Origin of the sequence: Gelidibacter maritimus (assembly GCF_014062315.1) — a bacterium.
In the GTDB taxonomy this organism is placed as follows: Bacteria; Bacteroidota; Bacteroidia; order Flavobacteriales; family Flavobacteriaceae; genus Gelidibacter; species Gelidibacter maritimus.
Genome location: NZ_JACGLT010000004.1, coordinates 319,452 through 340,348, shown reverse-complemented (window position 1 = coordinate 340,348; position 20,897 = coordinate 319,452). Strand labels below are relative to the sequence as shown.

Sequence of the window (20,897 nt, the reverse complement as noted above, 5' to 3'; positions counted from 1 at the left end):
ATTAACTATTAACAAGATATACAGCATCCTCGCCACCATGTTCAACCCAATTTACTTTTACCTTTTCCTCATTAATGGCATCTACTTGTCTCCCTCTGTAATCAGGCTGAATGGGTAAATGACGGCTAAATCGTCGGTCAATTAAAGTCAATAACTCAATTTCATTTGGTCTGCCAAAAGATTGGATAGCGGTTAAGGCCGCACGAATACTTCGTCCCGTATAAAGGACATCGTCAATAAAGACAATATTTTTATCCTCCACAAGGAAATTGATTTCTGTGGTGTTAGCTTCCAATGGTTTTTCACCACGACGGAAATCATCCCTAAAAAAAGTGATGTCCAAAAGACCTAATTTTACGTGTTCTATATGATAATCACTCTTTAAAAGCTGAGCTAACCTATTGGCCAAAAACTTGCCTCTTGGCTGTATGCCAATAAGTACTGTATCGGAAAAGTCATTGTGTTTTTCAATGAGCTGACAAGCCAATCGATGAAGAATGATGTTAATTTCTTTGGCATTAAGTAGCAGTTTCTGACTCATAAACTATCCAAACAGGTTTGGTTAACAAAGATAATGCAAAATTTGAATTGATGCCTCTAGAGTTTATAAAAAACAGAAAGAAGCTTTTTCGAAAAAGCTCCTTTTCTATTAGCAAATACAACACTAATTCTTGACAAACTTACGTGCTTGGAATGCGCCGTTATTTTCAACAGTCAATATATAGACGCCTCTATCTAAACTTGATATATCAATAGATTTTAAGGTTTCATTGTTGTTTTTCGACATGACTTGTTTTCCATCAATGGCATTTATACTAAAATTTCTGTAATCTGTATTATTGTAAAATGTTATAGAATTGGGTTTAACAATAATCTTAAACGAATTATGATCAGGACTTTCAATTGAGAGTGTACTGTCATAAGATGACACCATAGAAATGGTTGAAGCCTCAGCTAAGGCTCTTAACTGAGCGTCTGTTAAACCTGTAGGCTTAAACACTCTCAAGTAGTAAACATCTCCTTGAGTTACGTTTTCTATAATACCCTGAGAAATTCCACCTACGCCACTCTCTACGGTATAATTAGCACAATATGATTCTTGTAAAGTATTAAGATCGCCATTTGTTGCTTTCAACAACTGAAAGGAGGAAGTAGCGCTTACTGCAACCGCCGTGGTCCTGATTTCAAAAACGAACTTATTATCTCCTGTTGAAATAGTGTGTTTAAAAAATATATCAGGTGCCGTGCTACATAAAGGTTCAAGACCAGAGTTGGTTGCCGGCCCTAAATTCAACAAATCCGGAGTAGTGGTTGACCCATCTAAATCAATAGGGTCATTAATGGTATTTCCATCTTGTGAGTAAGATGAAGATATGGCAAACATAGCTGCCATTGTAAAAATAAAAGTAATTTTTCTCATAGAGTAATAATTAAAGGTTTACAAATAATTTAATTTTTTGAATTAATTGATTTGCAGTTCTCGCTGGTGTTTAGAACCATAATTTGAAATCCAAATCTTAGTGCAAGCAAAGATTAGAATTTCAGCAAAAAAAATCAAAATATTCCTACATAAAAAAATCGATGAGAATTACTCTTTCAACTACAAAAACATCAACATACACCTTTTGGGCTTGTGCATTGGGTCCTAAACAACCTCTTCAAAATTGCAAGTTATTATATTAATAATGAAGCAATTACACATATAGACGTAAACCAAGTTGTTCACTCCTAATTAGGTGGTTTCAATCAAAATCAACCAAGAATGTTAGTCGTCCCACAAACTTTAGCACAAGACATGACAGTGTGAATGAAAACCTGTTCTTTATCTTGATTTATCTTCGAAGAATTTAAATCCACTAAAAATAATATTTAGGATTTTTAGCAAGACGGATAAAACCTGAGTGCTTATTGTTTTATTTAATTTGGAAGATATTTATAATAGAAAAAGCCTCCAATTTACATTGAAGGCTTTTTGATTGATAGAACTAAAAAAATGTATGAATTGATTCCTGTCTTCGCAGGAATTAGTTCTTATTTTTTCCCGTCCATTTTGTCTTTAAGAGCTTGTAAAGCATCATTGGCATCACCAAGTGTTGGCTTTGCTTCTGCTGCAGAAGCTTCTGCTTTAGCAACAGCAGCTTTTACGTTAGCAATTTCCTCTTCTTTAAAGATAGCTGTATGAGAAGCAACAACACGTTTGAATTCTTTATTGAACTCAATAATTTTAAATTCAGCGGTGTCACCTTTTTTCAATTTCTTACCATCTTCCATTTCTAAATGACGTGAAGGTACGAATGCAACGATATCTTCGTTAAATTCAACTGTTGCACCTTTATCTACGATTTCAGAAATTTCTGCTTTGTGTGTGGTGCCTAATGCGAATTCAGTTTCGTATTTGTCCCAAGGATTGTCAGTAGTTTGTTTGTGACCTAAACTTAATTTACGTCCTTCAACATCCAATTCCAATACCACAACATCTAAGTTGTCTCCTACGTTACAGAACTCACTTGGATGCTTGATTTTCTTAGTCCAAGATAGATCAGAGATATAAATCAATCCGTCAATACCTTCTTCCAATTCTACAAACACACCAAAGTTGGTAAAGTTACGTACAATACCTGTGTGCTTAGAGCCTACTGGGTATTTAGTAGTAATATCAGTCCATGGGTCTGGAGTCAATTGCTTGATACCTAATGACATTTTACGGTCTTCTCTATCAAGAGTTAAAATAACCGCTTCAATCTCATCTCCAACCTTTACGAAATCTTGAGCCGAACGTAAATGCGTTGACCAAGACATTTCACTTACGTGAACTAAGCCTTCCACACCTTCTTCTACTTCAATAAATGCACCGTAATCAGCAATGACAACTACTTTTCCTTTCACTTTGTCGCCCACTTTAATAGTGTCGCCCAAGGCTTCCCAAGGATGTTTGCTCAATTGTTTTAGACCTAATTGAATTCTTGATTTGTCTTCGTCAAAATCAAGGATAACAACGTTTAGTTTTTGATCCAATTCAACAATTTCGTTTGGATGGTTGATTCGTGACCAAGAAAGGTCAGTAATGTGAACCAATCCGTCTACACCACCAAGATCAATAAAGACACCGTAAGAAGTAATGTTTTTAACAACACCCTCCAAGACTTGTCCTTTTTCCAATTGGCTGATGATTTCTTTCTTCTGCTCTTCAATATCCGCTTCAATAAGCGCTTTATGAGAAACAACAATGTTTTTGAATTCGTGGTTGATTTTCACAACTTTAAACTCCATTGTTTTATTAACGTACTGATCGTAGTCTCTAATAGGTTTCACATCAATTTGAGAACCTGGCAAGAACGCTTCAATACCAAATACGTCAACGATCATACCACCTTTAGTACGACATTTCACAAAACCGTTTACGATTTCGCCAGTATCATGTGCATTGTTGACACGATCCCAAGCCTTGATAACTCTAGCCTTACGATGTGACAATACCAACTGTCCGTTAGCATCTTCACGTACATCAATTAATACTTCAACTTTGTCACCAACTTTTAAATTTGGATTGTAACGGAACTCATTAAGAGAAATTACACCTTCAGATTTTGCGTTGATATCAATAATAGCATCACGATCAGTAATGTGGATCACTTCACCTTCAACAACCTCATCATCAAGGGTGTCCACAAAATTTTCTGATACTAACTTTTCAAACTCCTCAAGTTTCTTGTCATCTACTTGCTCAATACCTTCTTCGTAATTGTGCCAATTGAATTCTTCTAAGAATTTTTCAGGGTTTGCTTGTGCTTCTGATACGTGTGAAGCTGTTTTTTCAGTAGTTTGAGTTTCTACTGCTGTTTCTGTTGCTTCGGTAGTTTCTACCTCCGCTTGATTTGTTTCTTTTTCAGACATGTGCTGAATACTAAATTTGTATTCTGAGTGCTCTGGGAAGTTTTACGCGATCAACACACAGAAGTGTTATTTGTTTTTTTGTGATATTCCTTTTATCTTCCACGGGTATCGCTAAAAGGAGTGCAAAAATACAATATAATTATCTTATTTACAAATTATTCGGAGAACTTGAAACAAGATATAAGCATTCAAGATTGAATCCGTTAAACATTAATACTTATCGGGTTATTGATTTGGGTATTAATTCGATATATTTACAGTTACATTAATTTTAAAAATAATTATCATGGTAAAATCTAAGTATCAAAGTGTTTTAGACTTAGGACAAGAATTAAACATAGAAAATGGCGATGTTTCTGAAGAAAATGGCGTCCTAAAAATCAAAGGAACTGCGAAGAATCAGTACGAAAAAAATCTTCTTTGGGATAAAATAAAAGCTATTGGTGGTGAAAATCCTTCAGACATTAAAGCAGATATTAAAGTAGCCGACACTTCCGTTTTTGCAAGGCATACTGTAAAGTCAGGTGAAACTCTTGGCAAAATAGCGAAGCAATACTATGGTGATCCTTCCAAATACCAAAAGATCTTTGCAGCAAATTCTGATATATTGAAGAATCCTGATTTAATCCATCCAAATCAGGAACTTATCATACCTAATCTGTAACTTTTAATCCATTCAAAATCAATTAAAACGGCCTTAGGGGCCGTTTTTTTATGGCGATGTTTTCATTCTGTAAAATACTGAATACGCTTATTTTTGCAGAACTTCACTGATCTTTGCGGTCATAATTTACTTACCCCAAATATTTCACTTGCGCCTCTCCAATTGTGAGCGCGGAATGAACTATGAATTATTGGTTTTGAATCGCTTGTTGCGCTAAAGCATATAGCTTCTTAAACTGCGCCTCTAAGGATAAGTTGGAGTTGTCAATTTCTATGGCATCTTCAGCTTTCATTAGCGGCGAGTCCTCCCTTGTAGAATCAATTAAGTCTCGTGATTCCACATTTTTTAAGACATCTTCATAACTAACACTTTCGTTACGTTCAAGCAGTTCCTTATAGCGTCTTTTGGCTCTTGTTTCGGCGGAAGCGGTCATAAAAAACTTTAATTCGGCATCAGGAAAAACAACGGTCCCAATATCACGACCATCCATAACCACTCCTTTCTCCTTCCCCATTTTCTGCTGTTGTAACACCAACATTCTGCGCACTTCTGAAATTTCAGCCACTTGACTTACCCATTGTGACACTTCTAAAGTACGTATGTCATGTTCCACATTGACACCATTCAAAAACATTTCAGCAAAACCTAAGTTGTCATTATATTTAAAACCAATAGTCAAGCTATCCAATTCCGAAATCAATTTTTCAATCTCAAATTGATCTTTGGCAATAATCTTTTTTTGCATGGCATATAGTGTTACAGCCCTGTACATGGCTCCGGAATCCACATACACATAGCCTAAAGCTTTGGCCAATTGTTTGGCAACTGTACTTTTTCCTGTTGATGAAAATCCGTCAATGGCAATAGTAATTTTCTTCATATTTGTTTCCCGCTGAAACGGATGTTTTTTAGTTTATCTTAAATCTATTTGTAGTCCAAAAAAACTTGTGTTTGATGCTCCAGTATATCTAGCGTGTGTATAACTAAATCGCATTTTGTTCATTTTAATGCCAACCCCAAATGAAAGCCCCGAAAAATTACGCTGATCGACTATACGAAGTTCTTCCGCACGCCTGAAATTATATCCAAATCGGAGATTGAAACCTCCTTCAGGAAAAAGCTCTGCACCAACGATGGTATGTCGCATCACTTCATTTAAAAAACCTACTTTTTCTTGCGTTTGGTTACCATCTAAATCGGTGGTTGCCCTTGCAGGATTTGAAACGCCAATAGGCCATTTTTGTAAATTTTCAAAAGTGAGATGCCATCTTAATGGAACATGCTGCAGCGTTTGTGACAACCCTAGATTAACCTCCAAAGGTAATTTTTCGTGCAGATCGGCATAGGTTGTAAACTGCGTTCCAAAATTTCTAACGGATAAGGCGGCATGAAAATCAAGGTTTTCATTAATATAGATTATTCCCGCATCAATAGCGCCTCCAATTGAATTGTATTGCTCCAATTTTGAAGTGATTAATTTCCCGCTGGCACCAACATAAAAATCAGAAAAGGGAATTCTAAACCCATACCCAAATGATAGTGCTGCCTCGCTACCTGTAAAAGTTCCGGTAGAGACGCCATTTTGATCATAGCCATCAAATTTACCGTAATTAATATAGGTCATGCCCACATGAAACGTCTGCACATGCCTGTCCCAAGTATAAGCATAAGCCCCTGTACCATAACTGATACCTCCCAAATAACTGGAATAATTTAATGCTAACTGATTGTCCATTTCAGGATTTATTGTAGCAGGATTGTACAATCCGCTCGTCACATCATAATCAAAATTTGTATTGACTTTCCCTCCTAATGCAGCCTGCCGGGGTGATGATACCAAGTTCAAGAATTGATAGGTGGATTCACCACCAAGTTGTGCGAAAACTGTGATGTTCGAAATAAATAAAAATATAACAGTTATCCGCTTAACCATAGAACGACAAAAGTAGTATTTCTTACTTAAAACGCTGATAAGTTTGATTTATTTTTAAACCGAAGGTATCCGTTCTATCCAACTTGTAGGGTCAGGAATCTTAATGAGTTATAAAAGAGCATTGGTATTGAGAATTGAAACAGGGATCAGAGATTCAAAACCAATTGTTGAACATCAAAAAACGGCAACACATGGTTGCCGTTTATTCTGTCAATACTCTGTATCTATTATAAGGTTTTTGCGTTCTTAACCTTTTCGTCCGTGAGAGCTACTTTTAATACATCTCGCATATCCTTGACATAATGAAAGGTTAGTCCTTTCAAATACTCCGGTTTTATTTCTTCAATGTCACGTCTATTGTCCTCACAAAGTAAAATCTCTTTGATACGTGCACGCTTAGCGGCAAGAATTTTTTCTTTGATGCCACCCACAGGCAACACTTTACCTCTTAATGTAATTTCACCTGTCATAGCCAGACCATTTTTAACCTTTCGTTGGGTAAACAATGACACTAAGGATGTCAGCATCGTTACCCCTGCACTTGGTCCGTCTTTTGGAGTTGCACCTTCTGGAACGTGAATATGGACATTATATTTTCCAAAAACTTCCGGATCAATGCCAAATTCCTCAGCATTAGACTTTATAAACTCCATGGCAATGGTAGAAGACTCTTTCATGACCGTTCCTAAATTACCTGTAATGGTCAGCGTTCCTTTGCCTTTGGAGAGAATGGATTCAATGAATAAAATATCACCTCCCACCTTTGTCCAGGCTAAACCTGTAACCACTCCAGCAACATCATTGCCTTCGGATTTGTCACGCTGCATTTTTGGAGTACCCAAAACCTCCAAGATATCTTCATTAGTTACTTTTATATTGTAGGTTTCTTCCATGGCAATATTCTTTGCCGCAAAGCGAACCATTTTTGCCAATTGTTTTTCAAGACCTCTTACACCGGACTCCCGTGTATAACCCTCAACAATTTTTTCCAATTGTGGTTTGGCAATTTTCAAATGCTCATTGGTTAGCCCATGTTCTTCAATTTGCTTTGGCAAAAGATGACGTTTGGCAATTTCCACTTTTTCTTCAATGGTATAACCCGTCACATCAATAATCTCCATACGGTCCAACAATGCCGGCTGAATAGTACTTAAACTATTTGCTGTTGCAATAAACATCACTTTGGAAAGGTCAAAGCCCATCTCTAAGAAGTTGTCATGGAACTCACTATTTTGTTCGGGATCCAAAACCTCCAACATAGCTGAAGACGGATCACCTTGATGACTGCTGGAAAGTTTATCTATTTCATCCAAAACGAATACTGGATTAGACGTTCCGGCCTTTTTCAAACTTTGAAGAATTCGGCCTGGCATAGCTCCAATATAGGTTTTTCTGTGTCCGCGGATTTCTGCTTCATCACGCAATCCACCTAAAGACACTCGCACATATTCGCGACCCAAAGCTTCGGCAACTGATCTACCCAAAGAAGTTTTTCCAACCCCCGGAGGTCCGTATAAACATAGAATAGGCGATTTCATGTCATTACGCAGCTTCAAAACTGCTAAATATTCAATAATTCGCCGCTTAACATCATCCATTCCATAATGGTCACGATCCAATATACGCTTGGCGCGTTTTAAATCAAACTTATCTTTACTGAACTCATTCCAAGGCAACTCCAAAAACAACTCTAAGTAATTCCTTTGAATGGAATATTCTGCAACTTGTGGATTCATACGTTGCAGTTTCATCAATTCCTTTTGAAAATGTGCAGCAACTTTCTCATCCCATTTTTTGGATTTTGCTTGTGCCTTCATTTCCTCAATCTCCTCATCATAAGACACACCACCTAATTCTTCTTGAATGGTCTTCATTTGTTGATGCAGAAAATATTCACGTTGCTGTTGGTTCATATCACTCTGCACCTTCGATTGGATGTCATTTTTGAGTTCCAATTTTTGAAATTCAACGTTCATGAATTTTAAAGTCGCTAAAGCACGTTCCTTCAGATCGTTAATTTCAAGCAGTTTTTGCTTCTCTTCAATAGAGAGATTCATATTGGACGACACAAAATTCACCAAAAACGAATTACTTTCAATATTCTTTATGGCAAAACTCGCCTCTGAAGGAATGTTTGGACTCTCTTTTATAATTTGAAGTGCGAGATCCTTAATGGAATCGATAATGGCAGAAAACTCCTCATTGTCCTGAGCTGGCTTTGCCTCTGCAACATCCTTAACGGTTGCAGTGATATAAGGTTCCTCGGTGATGATCTGATTAACTTCAAATCGCTTTTTTCCTTGAATGATAATCGTCGTATTTCCATCTGGCATTTTAAGAACCCTAAGGATGCGGGCAACCGTACCAATTTTAAAAATATCTTTAGCTTCAGGATCTTCAATACTACCATCCTTTTGAGAAACCACGCCAATAACTTTACTTCCATTGTTGGAGTCATTGATTAGCCTAATAGATTTATCTCTCCCAGCGGTAATTGGAATGACCACCCCTGGAAATAATACCGTATTCCGCAATGGCAAAATCGGTAAAGTCGCGGGCAGTTCTTCATTATTAATTTGTTCTTCGTCTTCTGGTGTCATTAGCGGAATTAACTCAGAATTTTCGTCAAACTCCTGAAATGACAAACTGTCAAGACTTAAAAATTTAGATTCTTTCATATTATGTTTAAGGTCATTATGTCAGAATAGTGACATAACTAAATTTATTTTGTTAGTAATAAACTCAAGACACACGCTGTCAATCAATGCATTAGCGCAGCATGTGTCATGATTGAACTGATAAGGTTTCAATAGTTATGCCATAGTCGGTTTCATCTATGGCGTTTATATTTTGACTATTTGCAAACGGGCATCGCTCAACGCGTATCGGCTTTCCGTCACAAAATATTTTCAAAAAACTGTAACAAAGTTTAATTACCTTCATCCTTATAACAAAGCCATACTTTTTTTGACACCAACCAATTCTCATATCGAAGATTTGCTTGAACAATGTAAATCTGGGAACCAACATGCGCAAATGGAGGTTTACAATAGATATTATAAGGCCATGTACAACACGAGTTTTAGAATTGTAAAGGACAGTTTTAAGGCCGAAGACATTATGCAAGAATCTTTTTTAACTGCTTTTAGAAAGCTTGAGACCCTTAAAGAGTCTTCAATGTTTGGATCTTGGTTGAAACGGATTGTCATCAACAACAGTATTTATGACTATCACAAAGCACAAAAAAGCAACACAGTTTCTTTAGAAGACGTCATGTATAAAATTGAAGATGATCAAAATGAGCCAAACGACAATGAATGGACGCACCTCAGAGCTACTGAAGTTATCAAATGCATGAAAAGCTTAAAGGACAATTATCAAATTATCCTGAACTTATCTTTAATTGAAGGTTATGATTATGAAGAAATAAGTGAAATTATGAACATCAGTTATGCCAATTGCAGAACGATGATCTCCAGAGCCAAAGAGAGTCTGAAACAGAAATTAAAGCCAGTGGAAGGGTTTTAAAGAAATAAAACTATGAAAACAGATAAATTAGAAGAATTATTCCGGAATTTAGATGGCGATTTCGACCTAGAAACTCCAGAATTAGGGCATCAAAAACGATTTTTCAACAAGTTAAACTCAATAAATACAAATCCAATTGTTCATGCGCCTAAACGAAAATCTAACACCTTACTCCTTTCGATTGCCGCATCACTACTGATATGTTTTGGACTGTTTATCTTTTTACAAAATAGAACAGATGTTAACGATTTGGCGAGCGTATCAGCAGAACTGTCTCAAACCCAGCACTTTTTCACCACGGCCATCACGGCTGAATTGAACAAAATAAAAGCACAACGAAATCCGGACAATGAAATCCTGATTTCAGACGCCCTAAAACAGCTGGAATTGTTAGAAAAGAATTATGAGCGATTAAAAGTTGACCTTAAGGAGAGTGGCAATGATCAACGCGTAATTTATGCCATGATCAGTAATTTTCAAAGCCGAATTGACATTTTGGAGAACGTTTTAACATCTATCGAGAATCTCAGGGAACTTAAGAAATCAGAACAAAATAAAATGACTATATAATTCAGCAGCTATGAAAACTAAATCACATTTTTTCGTAATCTTCCTTTTCCTGTCTCATTTGACTTTTTATGGAAATGGATGGAAGGGCAAGCACACCAAAGAAAAAACCATAAAGAAAGAATATGTTGTAAATAGCGATGCCCTGCTAAAAATCAGCAACAGCTATGGAAATATCAATATTATAACCCATTCAGGAAAAACAGTTAGCATTGAAGTCAACATCAAGACCAATGGCAATAATTTGGACAAAGTTCAGGAAAAATTAGATAATATAAATGTTGATTTTCAGGCTTCCTCAACCATGGTCTCTGCAAAAACCATATTTGACAAGAATAAATCGAGCAGCTGGTGGAGCTGGGGAAGAAACAACACTGTTACTATGGAAATCAATTATTTGGTAAAATTACCTATGAGCAACAGTGTTGATTTAAATAATGATTATGGCAGTATTAATTTAGATCGATTGGATGGCCACGCAAAAATAAACTGCGACTACGGAAAAATAACGACTAAGGAATTAATGGCCGATAATAATTCCATAACCTTTGACTACACCAATAACAGCTATTTTGAATACATCAAAAGTGGAAAAATAAATGCAGATTATAGCTCGTTTACGGTGGCAAAAACTAAAAACCTCGATATCAATGCCGATTACACCAAATCGGTAGTTGAAATTGCTGAAAACGTCAATTATACCTGCGATTATGGTTCAGTAACTGTTGAAAAGGCTAATAATGTGAAGGGTAACGGCGATTATTTGACCGCACGATTTGGCGAAATTTACAAGAACATTCAAATAGTTGCCGACTATGGATCCATAAAGATTGATAAAATGACGGCCAATGCGGGCCATGTTACCATTGATTCAGATTATACAGGAGTCACCATTGGATACGACTCCAACTATCAATTTAAGTTTGATATTAAACTGGATTATGCTTCGCTTAGAGGGGCGGACGATTTTCAGTTTATCAAAAAGAAAGTGGATTCCAACGATAAATATTACCAAGGCTATCATGGTGATGCCAATGCCAATAATCATATTAAAATAACTTCTGACTACGGGAGTGTCACCTTCAAGAAAAATTAATTATGTTTTCTGCGTTATTCAGAAACAAGAATACCAAACTTCATGAAAAAGTTAATTCTATTACTCACAGCAGTTCTCATTGCAACCACAATTCAGGCCCAAAAGAAAATTAAAGGTAATGGGAAGATTATGACCGTTACCCGAACAACATCCGATTATGACGTCGTAAAGTTTGCGGGGCCTTTTGACTATGTCCTAATTTCGGGTGCGGAAGGCACAATTCAAATTGAAGGCGAGGAAAATCTATTGCAATATATAGTTACTGAAGTAAAAAATGGCATCTTAAGTATCAGAACTAAAAATAAGGTTAATTTACAGACCTCAAGGAGCAAAACCATCAAAGTAACTGTTCCGTTTGAGGCTATTAACGCAGTGTCATTAAGTGGTTCTGGCGATGTTTGGAATGAAAATATAATTTTAGCATCAAACTTTCAAACTTCAATAACAGGTTCCGGCGACGTGACCTTAGAAATCGAAGCAACAACTATAGATGCTAGTGTTACCGGTTCGGGCGATTTGACCTTGAAAGGGAAAACAAACAGCTTAAAGGCAAGTGTTACTGGCTCAGGAGATTATAAGGGTTCAAATCTAAGCGCCTATGACGTCGATGTTTCAGTAACCGGTTCAGGAGATGCTAAAGTAGCATGCACTGGGCATTTAAAGGCACGGGTATCGGATTCTGGTGATATTCAATATACAGGCAATCCAAAAACTGAAGATTCGAAAGTCGCGGGCTCAGGGAGTATTAATAATTGGAACTAACATGTGATTTGCCCCAATAGTTATCCCTGTGTTAGTAACGCTTAACCGGCATCAGAATTGCGCCATCGGGAGTCACTTTTTGACACCAACCTTAAAATCAATCTTATAAATTTTAGAGCAAACGTTATTCCCGTCTTGGCACTCTGAAAAGCAATACTATTCCAATCAGAAAGAATATAAAAAGGAATAAAATCGCATTGCGCATACTTCCGGTTATTTGATCAATGGAGGCAAAAATAACCATTCCGATAACGATTCCTATTTTTTCAGCCACATCATAGAAGCTAAAATATGAAGTGGTATCCTTAGTTTCCGGTAAAAATTTGGAATAAGTTGATCGGGCCAGAGATTGTATCCCTCCCATAACAAAGCCTACAAAGCCTGCCGCAATATAAAAATCCAAAGGCGTGACCATAAAATAGGCGTAAAAACATAAGGCCATCCAAATAAAATTAACCGCAATTAAGGTGTTGATATTTCCGAACTTAGCGGATGCTCGCGAGGTTAAAATCGCACCGACTACAGCTACCAATTGGATAATTAAAATACTGATGATCAGTCCCATTGTTTTTCCATCGCTATCATCCCAAGCAATTTCTTCTTCACCAAAATAAACAGCTACCAACATAATGGTCTGTACCGCCATACTGAATACAAAAAAAGCGCCGAGATAACGTTTCAATCTTAAATTATTGGTCAAAGCTCTCCATACGTTTCTTAGTTCTTTAAAACCATTAAACACTATCGATTTGGTGACTTTATGTCCATTTGATACACCTTTTGGTAAAATATAGAATGTGTATTGACTAAACAGAATCCACCATAAACCTACCGTAATAAAAGCAACTCGCATGGCTTCAATAGATGCCGCGTTTTTGGCTGATTCTCTAGCGCCTTCAATGTCTGTTGCTGTTCCTGTTGCCAAAATATCGGGAGCTATGGAAATGTCAAATCCGAAAAACTCAGGTTTCATTACCATGGCCAAATTAATGATCAGCAACAGTACACTTCCAACATATCCCAATGAAAATCCTTTGGCGCTGATTTTATCTTGTTGTTCGGGAAAAGCGATATCAGGAAGATAAGAATTGTAAAACACCAAACTCCCCCAATAGCCTATCAAACCCATAAAATAAAACAGCAAACTTAAATGAATTCGGTCTAAGCTGAACCAGTATAATCCGATGCAACCCAGTCCGCCCACATAACAGAAAAACTTCATAAAACTTTTCTTGTTGCCAACATAGTCTGCAATACCAGATAAAATAGGAGATATCACTGCAACAATCAAGAAGGTGAATGCAGTAACAAATGTGATAAGCGCGGTACTTTTAAATTCAAATCCAAAGGCGCTTACTTTTTTGACCTCTGAAATAAAAAGTGCTGAATAAAATATTGGAAAAATGGATGACGCAATGGTCAGCGTATATACTGAATTGGCCCAATCATAAAATGCCCATGCATTCAGTAGTTTCTTGCTTCCTTTTTGATATTGCTCCATTTGTGGTTAATTAGGTGTTTGTTTATTGTTGTTTTTAAATTGTTCTTTCTGCAATTATAAAAGAAAAATACCAGGTATTCTGAAGCTTAAGAAAATGAATTTTAATTCCGAAGCAAACTGCAGTCATAATCATGATAGCTACTAAGGCAACCAGCAAACCCAATGCGCTTTGCTTTTGAGTTTTGCCTGCCTGCCCGGAGACAGGAGTTTCACAAAAAAAGCTGTTCGCTCCAATTATTGGTATGAACAGCTTTTAAAATTAGATATTTATTTTAAAACAAGACCGGATTAGGTTTTAAATGTGGTGACCCCAAACTTTCGAGCTTCTGATCTGGCTTTATCTGCATGAGCTTCTATGTTTTTAATACGCGTCTCATTGGCAGGGTGTGTGCTTAAAAATTCAGGCGGTGCTCCTCCTCCACTTTGAGCACTCATGCGTCGCCATAAATTCGCGGCTTCCATCGGTTCATAACCTGCAATGGCCATTAAATAAAGACCAATTTCATCTGCCTGCGATTCGTGGCTTCGGCTAAAGGGAAGCATTACCCCCACTTGCGATCCTACACCGTAAGCTTGATTAAAAAGGTTTAAGGTCTCCTGATCTTTGATGACAACATTACCGGCCACCGCGCCCAATTGTTGCAACATCCCAGCGCTCATACGTTGCTGCCCATGATTGGCAAGTGCGTGGGCAACCTCATGTCCCATAATCGCGGCTAATCCAGCTTCATCACCAGCAACCGGTAAAATACCTGAGTAAACCACAATCTTACCTCCAGGCATACACCATGCGTTCACTGTTTTATCGTCAACTAAGGTATACTCCCATTGGTAATCTTTTAAATAACCTTGATACCCATTGGCATCTAACCATCGCTCAGCGGCTACGGCTATTTTCTGACCAACACGTTTTACCATATCAGCGTCTTTGGTATTTCTGATCACCTTATTCTCCGTCAAAAACTCATCATACTGAGCAAAAGCAGTAGGAAAGAGTTGTGAGTTGGGTACAAGAGCTAAGGTCTTATTTCCAGTAAATGGATTTGTAGCACAAGATAAAAAAAGTGTCAATGCACCTATAGCTACTATCGAATTCTTATATTTCATCTTTACGATATGTTATGAGTTATTTGCTATAAAAATACAAAAACCATTCCCTTATTGATTAACTCAAAAAGAAATAGTTTTTGTCTAAGTGAAAACATTAAAGGTTCTACTTCCCGAAAATATGCAATTCGGAGAAACCTTTATCGATTGTCATTGAGTTACTTCCATTTAATTTAAGCTCACTCAGCGGTATCTCTTCATTATCAATCTGTACTTTAGTAATCGTAAAAGGAAGTCCATGTAGTTTTATATTAAACCTCTCATAGCCTGCATCGTACTTTCCTTCTTTATGCTGTTGTATAATAAGCTCATCAGATTTTCCTGTTAACTTAAAAGTTCTCAAGCTATAGCGTCCCTTTTTATAATCATAGCCATCATGGGCGTCGTCAAATAATGTTGAGGATTCTTTTCCGTTTTTGAAATAAACATCAAGCGTCACTTCATCAATTTCAAGTTCACCAACATATTGCTGCACAGGATATTTCGGAATTATTGCGCCAGCCTTTACGAAAACTGGAATGGTTTCAATATCAGCATCTACCCACATTTCCTTTCCACCTGAAACAATTTGATCAGTCCAAAAGTTAAACCAGTCCCCTCGTGGAATAAACATGCGTCTACCACGAGCATTCGGCTCTAAAATTGGGCATACCAAAATATGTTCGCCAAAGATAAACTCATCAGACCTGTAATGTGTGTGCTCATCATCTTGATCAAATAATACTAACGACTTTAGCATTGGACTACCTTCCTCTACATGTTTCCAAAAAGATGTGTATAGATATGGCAATAACTCATAACGTAATTCAATCCATTTACGGACAATATCGGTAACATCCTCATCAAAGGCCCACGGTTCTTGATTTCCATGATCTCCTGAAGAATGGACTCTGAAAAACGGATGGAAAATTCCGAGTTGAATCCATCTGGTGAATAACTCACCACTTGGCTGTTCAGCAAATCCGCCAATATCACTACCGGCAAAGGAGAATCCAGACATGGCCATACGTTGGGCCTGGATATTGGCAATCCATAAATGCTCCCATGTAGCTACGTTGTCGCCAGTCCAAGTTGAACAATAGCGTTGTGTTCCTGAGTATGCCGCGCGCGTAATCACAAATGGTCGTTTTGGATAGGCAAATTTCTTCACGCCGTGGTAGGTTGCTCTTGCCATTTGCATGCCGTAGACATTATGTGCTTTTCTATGGCTACATCGGTTGCCATCATATTCGTGTCTGACATCATTTGGGAACGTTTTATTTGGAACCTCCATAACCGCAGGTTCGTTCATATCATTCCATACGCCTCTTACACCAATATTTTCAACCAAATCCCTAAATAAATCTGACCACCATTCGCGTACTTTTTCGTTAGTGAAATCTGGGAAATAACATTCTCCTGGCCAAACTTTTCCTTTCATATACGGCCCATCAGCACGTTTACAGAAGTAATCATTTTCTAATGCCTCCTTAAATACAGAGTATTCTTTATCCACTTTAATTCCCGGGTCAATAATGACTACCGTTTTGAAGCCATCATCCGCCAATTCCTTGACCATCCGTTTAGGGTCTGGAAAATGATTTTTATCCCATGTAAAACATCTAAACCCATCCATATAATCGATATCCAAATAAATGGCGTCACACGGAATATTCAATTCCCTAAATTTTGAAGCCACTTCTTTTACCGTCGATTCTGGGTAATAACTCCATTTACACTGATGGAAACCCAAAGCCCATAAGGGTGGCAATTGGTGCGGCTTTCCGGTTAGGTCGGTATAATTGGCTACTACATCTTCCATTTGAGGACCGTAGATAAAGTAATAGTTCATTTCACCTCCTTGGGCCCAAAAACTCGTAACATTTCGTCGTTCTTGAGAAAAATCAAAATAAGTTTTAAAGGTATTGTCAAAGAAAATTCCGTAGGCTTTTTTATCCTTCAATCCAGTGAAAAACGGAATGGCTTTATAAATAGGATCCGTACCTTTTCCGAAGGCATAACTATCCGTTACCCAGTTTTCAAAACGTTTGCCTTTTAAATTAAGCTCAACAGGTTTGTCTCCCAATCCGTAATAACTCTCGCCATCGTGAGACACTTTACTCATTTTGACAATATTTCCACCATACTCATAACTCTCTTCCCAATGGAAACCCAATTCGTCTTCATTGATAAGCTTATGATCTTTGGCGTCAAAAATCAAGACTTGTAAATTCTCTTTCTTGACATGACAAACCAGTTTTGAAGTGGTAACCTTATAAGATTCTGCCTCTTCTTCAATCTGTAATAAATTATAACCTTTACTGGCATGTTTAGTAATGGCATAAGAAAAGTCATTTTCAAAAGTACCCGTTGTGGTATATCTAAAACGAAGAACGCTGTCTCTTACTATCGTCATTTCAAGAACCACATCATTATCTGTAGTAAAGTAAAGCGTATCAACGTCTTTCCTATAGTCTATTATTTTTGATGGGAATAAATTTCCCTTTTGTTCTAAATCAGTATTTATAATCATAATATGGTATTAAAACTCACAAAAAAACACATAAATTTTCGAATATAAAATTTAAGTTAATAGTACTTGTTAACTATAACGATTGCGAGTTGGTTATTTAATAAATTTACCTGACAATTATTTCTTTTTGTCTGCTTTATTGGGATTTAAGGTGGGTCCTGACCTTTTTGAAGTGGTTTTGGTCGCTTTCTTTTTGACCGATGTTTTAGCTGGTGCCTTAGAAGATTTGGTTTTGATTTCTTTTTCCAGCTTATTCGTCTTTTTTACGTTACTTTTCACCGTATCAGAGCTTTTTGTATCGATTTTTTTTACCAAATCTTTCGGCCTAGGTTTTACCTTGGCTACTTTTTTAGCACCTTTTCTAACTGGTGTTTTCTTTTCTTTTACTATCGATTTATCTGATGACTTTTTGGTAGTCTTTGTTGGTTTGAGATATTTAAAGGCAACCATTCCCAACGGCGGAATGATGATTTCTGCCGAATGATCCCGATTGTGCATTTCAGATTTTTTAGTCGTAATGACTTTATTCTTAAAATCGCCTGTGCCATTATAACTTAAATCATCGCTATTAAAAACCTCTTGGAGCTTACCTTTTTTAGGCACTCCAATGCCGTATCTGACCATGGGTGTTGGTGTCATATTACAGGCTACGATAACATCATTTTTAGAGTCATTACCTTTCCGTATATAAATCAAAACCGAGTTTTTATGGTCGTCATAAGCAATCCATTCAAAGCCTTCATCAGAAAATTGCTTTTCATACATGGCTGGTTCCGATTGGTACAAACTATTTAAATCGATAATCAGGTTTTGAATTCCTTGATGAAATTTTGAATCCAACAAGTGCCACTCCAAACTTGATCTGAAATTCCATTCGTTGGCTTGTCCAAATTCACAACCCATAAAAAGCAATTTCCCACCGGGATGGGTGAACATATAGCTGTACAACAATCTCAAGTTGGCAAAACGCTGCCATTCATCACCAGGCATACGTCCTAAAATAGAGCGTTTGCCGTAAACAACTTCATCGTGGCTTAAAGGCAACATAAAATTTTCAGAAAACGCATAGGTCATTGAAAAGGTCAAATCATTTTGATGGTATTGACGATAGATAGGAGGTTTACCAAAATACTCGAGCGAATCATGCATCCAACCCATCATCCATTTCATACCAAACCCGAGTCCACCAGAAAATGTAGGTCGGGATACCATTGGGAATGCGGTAGATTCTTCGGCAATGTTCTGCACATCCGGGTAATTGGAATAGACGGCCTCGTTCATTTCTTTAATAAACGCCACTGCTTCTAAATTTTCTCTTCCACCGTACATGTTTGGTTCCCACTCACCGTCATTTCTTGAATAATCCAAATATAACATGGACGCTACGGCATCTACACGCAGCCCGTCCGCATGATATTGATCCAGCCAAAAAAGTGCATTACTGATCAAAAACGATTTGACTTCGTTGCGTCCGTAGTTAAAGATCAAACTTTTCCAATCGTGGTGATAGCCTTTCCGTCTATCTGGGTGTTCGTACAAACAAGAACCGTCAAAGTATCCGAGGCCGTGTGCATCTTCAGGAAAATGTGATGGTACCCAATCCAATAGCACACCAATATTATTTTTGTGAAGTGTATCTACCAAAAATTTAAATTCCTCAGGATAACCAAAACGCGACGTTGGCGCAAAATAACCTGTTATTTGATAGCCCCAACTCGGGTCATAAGGAAATTCCATTATAGGCATCAGCTCTACATGGGTAAATTTCATTTTTTTAACGTAAGCCACAAGATCATTGGCCAACTCTACATAAGACATAAATCGATCTTCAGTCTCATGGCGTTTCCACGAACTCAAGTGCACTTCGTAAACAGAAAATGGCGCTTCTAAGGCATTATTTTTTTTACGTTTGGACATCCAATCGTCATCTTTCCATTTATAGTCGTCTTCCCATATAATGGATGCCGTTTGTGGCGGATGTTCTGCACGACGCGCATAAGGATCGGCTTTTTCCGTTTTTATATTGTTATGATGGCTGGTGATTTTATATTTATAAAGATTCCCCTGACCTACTTTAGGGATAAAACCTTCCCAAACGCCACTTTTATCCCATCTTACATTAAGTACATGTGAATTTTCATTCCAATTATTGAAATCGCCAACAACAGAAACTTTTTTAGCACTCGGTGCCCAAACTGCAAAATAAGTGCCTTTAACACCATCAACTTCCATGATGTGTGAGCCAAATTTTTCATAAAGCCTGTAATGCTTTCCAGCTAAGAACAAGTTGATATCAAAATCGGTAAAACGACTACAAGGCGTTACATTTGCCATATTTAAAGCTTCAAAAGGTTATACTATTTCAAATTAAAAACCTAAAATACTAAAATTACGTAGACAAAGTAACAAGAAATCCGTATTTAAATCCTTATGATTATCTTAACGCAGCATCGAGAAAGGAAACCGATTACCTTTCGACTTAATTTTAAACCCACAAATAGATCCTTATGAAAACATTACCATTAATACTTATATTAAGCCTTGTTTTTAGTTGCAACAGCTCTGCTCAAAAGAAAGCCAATGCTTCTTCGACAACCAACGACTTTAAAGTTACAAAAACTGATGCCGAATGGAAGGCGCAACTTACCGCTGAACAATATTATGTTCTCAGACAAGCGGGCACTGAACGGGCATTCTCCAGTCCGCTAAATGATAATCATGAGGTTGGCACCTATGTTTGTGCGGCGTGCAAAACCCCATTATATAAAAGTGAGCACAAATTTGATTCGGGAACTGGATGGCCAAGTTTTGATCGGGTTATTGAAGGCAATGTCGCTTTTTCAACCGATAAAAAATTAGGTTTTATGCGTAACGAAGAGCATTGCGCCAATTGTGGCGGACATTTAGGCCATGTTTTTGATGATGGCCCCAAAAGAACGACAGGAAAACGCCATTGCATCAACGGCGTTGCCTTGGAGTTTGTTCCAGCCAAAAAGTAAAGGTCCAGTTTGATATATTCTATATTCTCGCGAGTTGCCAATAACCTTTAGCAGTTGCTGATTGGAAGATTATAAATACAAAAGCAGACGACGTTTTACTGATAAAATGTAATAATTTTCAGTAAAATTTAAGTGGTATGTAATTTCCAAAAGCAGGGTTGTTTTATAGGATAGAAATTTGAATTTATTACTCGCTTTGGCGATTTAACAATGATCCATTGAACTTACGGATACAGTAACATGCACCCTTTACAAACAATTCTTAATAACTATTACCATATTTGGAATTGGTAATTTGCAATTTGAAATTTACTTTTTGTAACTTCGTAGCTTC

15 protein-coding genes and 1 pseudogene are annotated in these 20,897 nt (G+C 37.2%); 6 read left to right on the top strand and 10 right to left on the bottom strand.

Annotated features, from left to right (window positions below; genetic code table 11):
* Window position 1 precedes the first annotated feature (1 nt).
* The 3 genes from pyrR to rpsA form a co-directional block, all read right to left on the bottom strand.
* Window positions 2-541: a bifunctional pyr operon transcriptional regulator/uracil phosphoribosyltransferase PyrR gene (gene pyrR, locus H3Z82_RS07565; RefSeq protein WP_182204373.1), complete on the bottom strand. Its 540-nt coding sequence runs from the start codon at window positions 539-541 to the stop codon at window positions 2-4.
* 123 nt (window positions 542-664) lie between these two features.
* Window positions 665-1,420 carry a T9SS type A sorting domain-containing protein gene (locus H3Z82_RS07560; RefSeq protein ID WP_182204371.1) on the bottom strand — a complete coding sequence of 252 codons (756 nt, stop codon included), beginning with the start codon at window positions 1,418-1,420 and terminating at the stop codon, window positions 665-667.
* A 611-nt stretch (window positions 1,421-2,031) separates the two neighbouring features.
* Window positions 2,032-3,894 (bottom strand): 30S ribosomal protein S1, encoded by a 1,863-nt coding sequence (gene rpsA / locus H3Z82_RS07555; protein ID WP_182204368.1) that lies wholly within the window; start codon window positions 3,892-3,894, stop codon window positions 2,032-2,034.
* Window positions 3,895-4,180: 286 nt separating this feature from the next.
* Between rpsA and H3Z82_RS07550 the strand changes: the two genes are divergently transcribed.
* Window positions 4,181-4,558 carry a LysM peptidoglycan-binding domain-containing protein gene (locus H3Z82_RS07550; protein ID WP_182204365.1) on the top strand — a complete coding sequence of 126 codons (378 nt, stop codon included), beginning with the start codon at window positions 4,181-4,183 and terminating at the stop codon, window positions 4,556-4,558.
* 187 nt (window positions 4,559-4,745) lie between these two features.
* On the opposite strand, the gene cmk is transcribed toward H3Z82_RS07550, so the two are convergent.
* The 3 genes from cmk to lon form a co-directional block, all read right to left on the bottom strand.
* A complete protein-coding gene (gene cmk, locus H3Z82_RS07545; protein ID WP_182204363.1) occupies window positions 4,746-5,438 on the bottom strand; it encodes a (d)CMP kinase in 693 nt (230 codons plus the stop codon).
* A gap of 33 nt (window positions 5,439-5,471) precedes the next feature.
* Complete coding sequence (porQ, locus tag H3Z82_RS07540; RefSeq protein WP_182204361.1) at window positions 5,472-6,491, bottom strand: type IX secretion system protein PorQ; 1,020 nt, start codon at window positions 6,489-6,491, stop codon at window positions 5,472-5,474.
* A 227-nt stretch (window positions 6,492-6,718) separates the two neighbouring features.
* Window positions 6,719-9,169 (bottom strand): endopeptidase La, encoded by a 2,451-nt coding sequence (gene lon / locus H3Z82_RS07535; protein WP_182204358.1) that lies wholly within the window; start codon window positions 9,167-9,169, stop codon window positions 6,719-6,721.
* A 289-nt stretch (window positions 9,170-9,458) separates the two neighbouring features.
* On the opposite strand from lon, the gene H3Z82_RS07530 reads away from it, so the two are divergent.
* Genes H3Z82_RS07530 through H3Z82_RS07515 form a run of 4 tightly spaced genes read left to right on the top strand, consistent with a single transcriptional unit; the run spans window position 9,459 to window position 12,444 of the window.
* A complete protein-coding gene (locus H3Z82_RS07530; RefSeq protein WP_182204356.1) occupies window positions 9,459-10,019 on the top strand; it encodes an RNA polymerase sigma factor in 561 nt (186 codons plus the stop codon).
* A gap of 12 nt (window positions 10,020-10,031) precedes the next feature.
* On the top strand, window positions 10,032-10,589 hold the full coding sequence (locus H3Z82_RS07525) for a hypothetical protein (RefSeq protein ID WP_182204353.1): 558 nt from the start codon (window positions 10,032-10,034) through the stop codon (window positions 10,587-10,589).
* 10 nt (window positions 10,590-10,599) lie between these two features.
* Window positions 10,600-11,682 carry a hypothetical protein gene (locus tag H3Z82_RS07520; RefSeq protein ID WP_182204351.1) on the top strand — a complete coding sequence of 361 codons (1,083 nt, stop codon included), beginning with the start codon at window positions 10,600-10,602 and terminating at the stop codon, window positions 11,680-11,682.
* Between the two features lie 42 nt (window positions 11,683-11,724).
* Entirely contained in the window at window positions 11,725-12,444 is a 720-nt protein-coding gene (locus tag H3Z82_RS07515; RefSeq protein WP_182204349.1) for a head GIN domain-containing protein, read from the top strand.
* Window positions 12,445-12,568: 124 nt separating this feature from the next.
* On the opposite strand, the gene H3Z82_RS07510 is transcribed toward H3Z82_RS07515, so the two are convergent.
* The 4 genes and pseudogenes from H3Z82_RS07510 to glgB form a co-directional block, all read right to left on the bottom strand.
* Window positions 12,569-13,945: an MFS transporter gene (locus tag H3Z82_RS07510; protein WP_182204347.1), complete on the bottom strand. Its 1,377-nt coding sequence runs from the start codon at window positions 13,943-13,945 to the stop codon at window positions 12,569-12,571.
* A gap of 288 nt (window positions 13,946-14,233) precedes the next feature.
* Complete coding sequence (locus H3Z82_RS07505; protein ID WP_182204344.1) at window positions 14,234-15,052, bottom strand: M48 family metallopeptidase; 819 nt, start codon at window positions 15,050-15,052, stop codon at window positions 14,234-14,236.
* A 106-nt stretch (window positions 15,053-15,158) separates the two neighbouring features.
* Window positions 15,159-17,564, bottom strand: coding sequence for a glycoside hydrolase family 31 protein (locus H3Z82_RS07500; RefSeq protein WP_182204341.1), 2,406 nt, complete (start codon window positions 17,562-17,564; stop codon window positions 15,159-15,161).
* Window positions 17,565-17,996: 432 nt separating this feature from the next.
* Window positions 17,997-19,898: pseudogene (gene glgB / locus H3Z82_RS07495) on the bottom strand (1,4-alpha-glucan branching protein GlgB); the annotation flags it as partial.
* Window positions 19,899-20,071: 173 nt separating this feature from the next.
* Here glgB and msrB point away from each other — a divergent pair.
* Complete coding sequence (gene msrB / locus H3Z82_RS07490) at window positions 20,072-20,563, top strand: peptide-methionine (R)-S-oxide reductase MsrB (RefSeq protein WP_182204337.1); 492 nt, start codon at window positions 20,072-20,074, stop codon at window positions 20,561-20,563.
* Window positions 20,564-20,897: the final 334 nt, after the last annotated feature.

Coding starts and splice junctions, on each gene's coding strand:
- H3Z82_RS07515 (WP_182204349.1), top strand. CDS start 11,725: ATGAAAAAGTTAATTCTATTACTCACAGCAGTTCTCATTGCAACCACA.
- porQ (WP_182204361.1), bottom strand. CDS start 6,491: ATGGTTAAGCGGATAACTGTTATATTTTTATTTATTTCGAACATCACA.
- lon (WP_182204358.1), bottom strand. CDS start 9,169: ATGAAAGAATCTAAATTTTTAAGTCTTGACAGTTTGTCATTTCAGGAG.
- H3Z82_RS07525 (WP_182204353.1), top strand. CDS start 10,032: ATGAAAACAGATAAATTAGAAGAATTATTCCGGAATTTAGATGGCGAT.
- H3Z82_RS07520 (WP_182204351.1), top strand. CDS start 10,600: ATGAAAACTAAATCACATTTTTTCGTAATCTTCCTTTTCCTGTCTCAT.
- H3Z82_RS07550 (WP_182204365.1), top strand. CDS start 4,181: ATGGTAAAATCTAAGTATCAAAGTGTTTTAGACTTAGGACAAGAATTA.
- cmk (WP_182204363.1), bottom strand. CDS start 5,438: ATGAAGAAAATTACTATTGCCATTGACGGATTTTCATCAACAGGAAAA.
- H3Z82_RS07560 (WP_182204371.1), bottom strand. CDS start 1,420: ATGAGAAAAATTACTTTTATTTTTACAATGGCAGCTATGTTTGCCATA.
- msrB (WP_182204337.1), top strand. CDS start 20,072: ATGAAAACATTACCATTAATACTTATATTAAGCCTTGTTTTTAGTTGC.
- pyrR (WP_182204373.1), bottom strand. CDS start 541: ATGAGTCAGAAACTGCTACTTAATGCCAAAGAAATTAACATCATTCTT.
- H3Z82_RS07505 (WP_182204344.1), bottom strand. CDS start 15,052: ATGAAATATAAGAATTCGATAGTAGCTATAGGTGCATTGACACTTTTT.
- H3Z82_RS07510 (WP_182204347.1), bottom strand. CDS start 13,945: ATGGAGCAATATCAAAAAGGAAGCAAGAAACTACTGAATGCATGGGCA.
- H3Z82_RS07500 (WP_182204341.1), bottom strand. CDS start 17,564: ATGATTATAAATACTGATTTAGAACAAAAGGGAAATTTATTCCCATCA.
- rpsA (WP_182204368.1), bottom strand. CDS start 3,894: ATGTCTGAAAAAGAAACAAATCAAGCGGAGGTAGAAACTACCGAAGCA.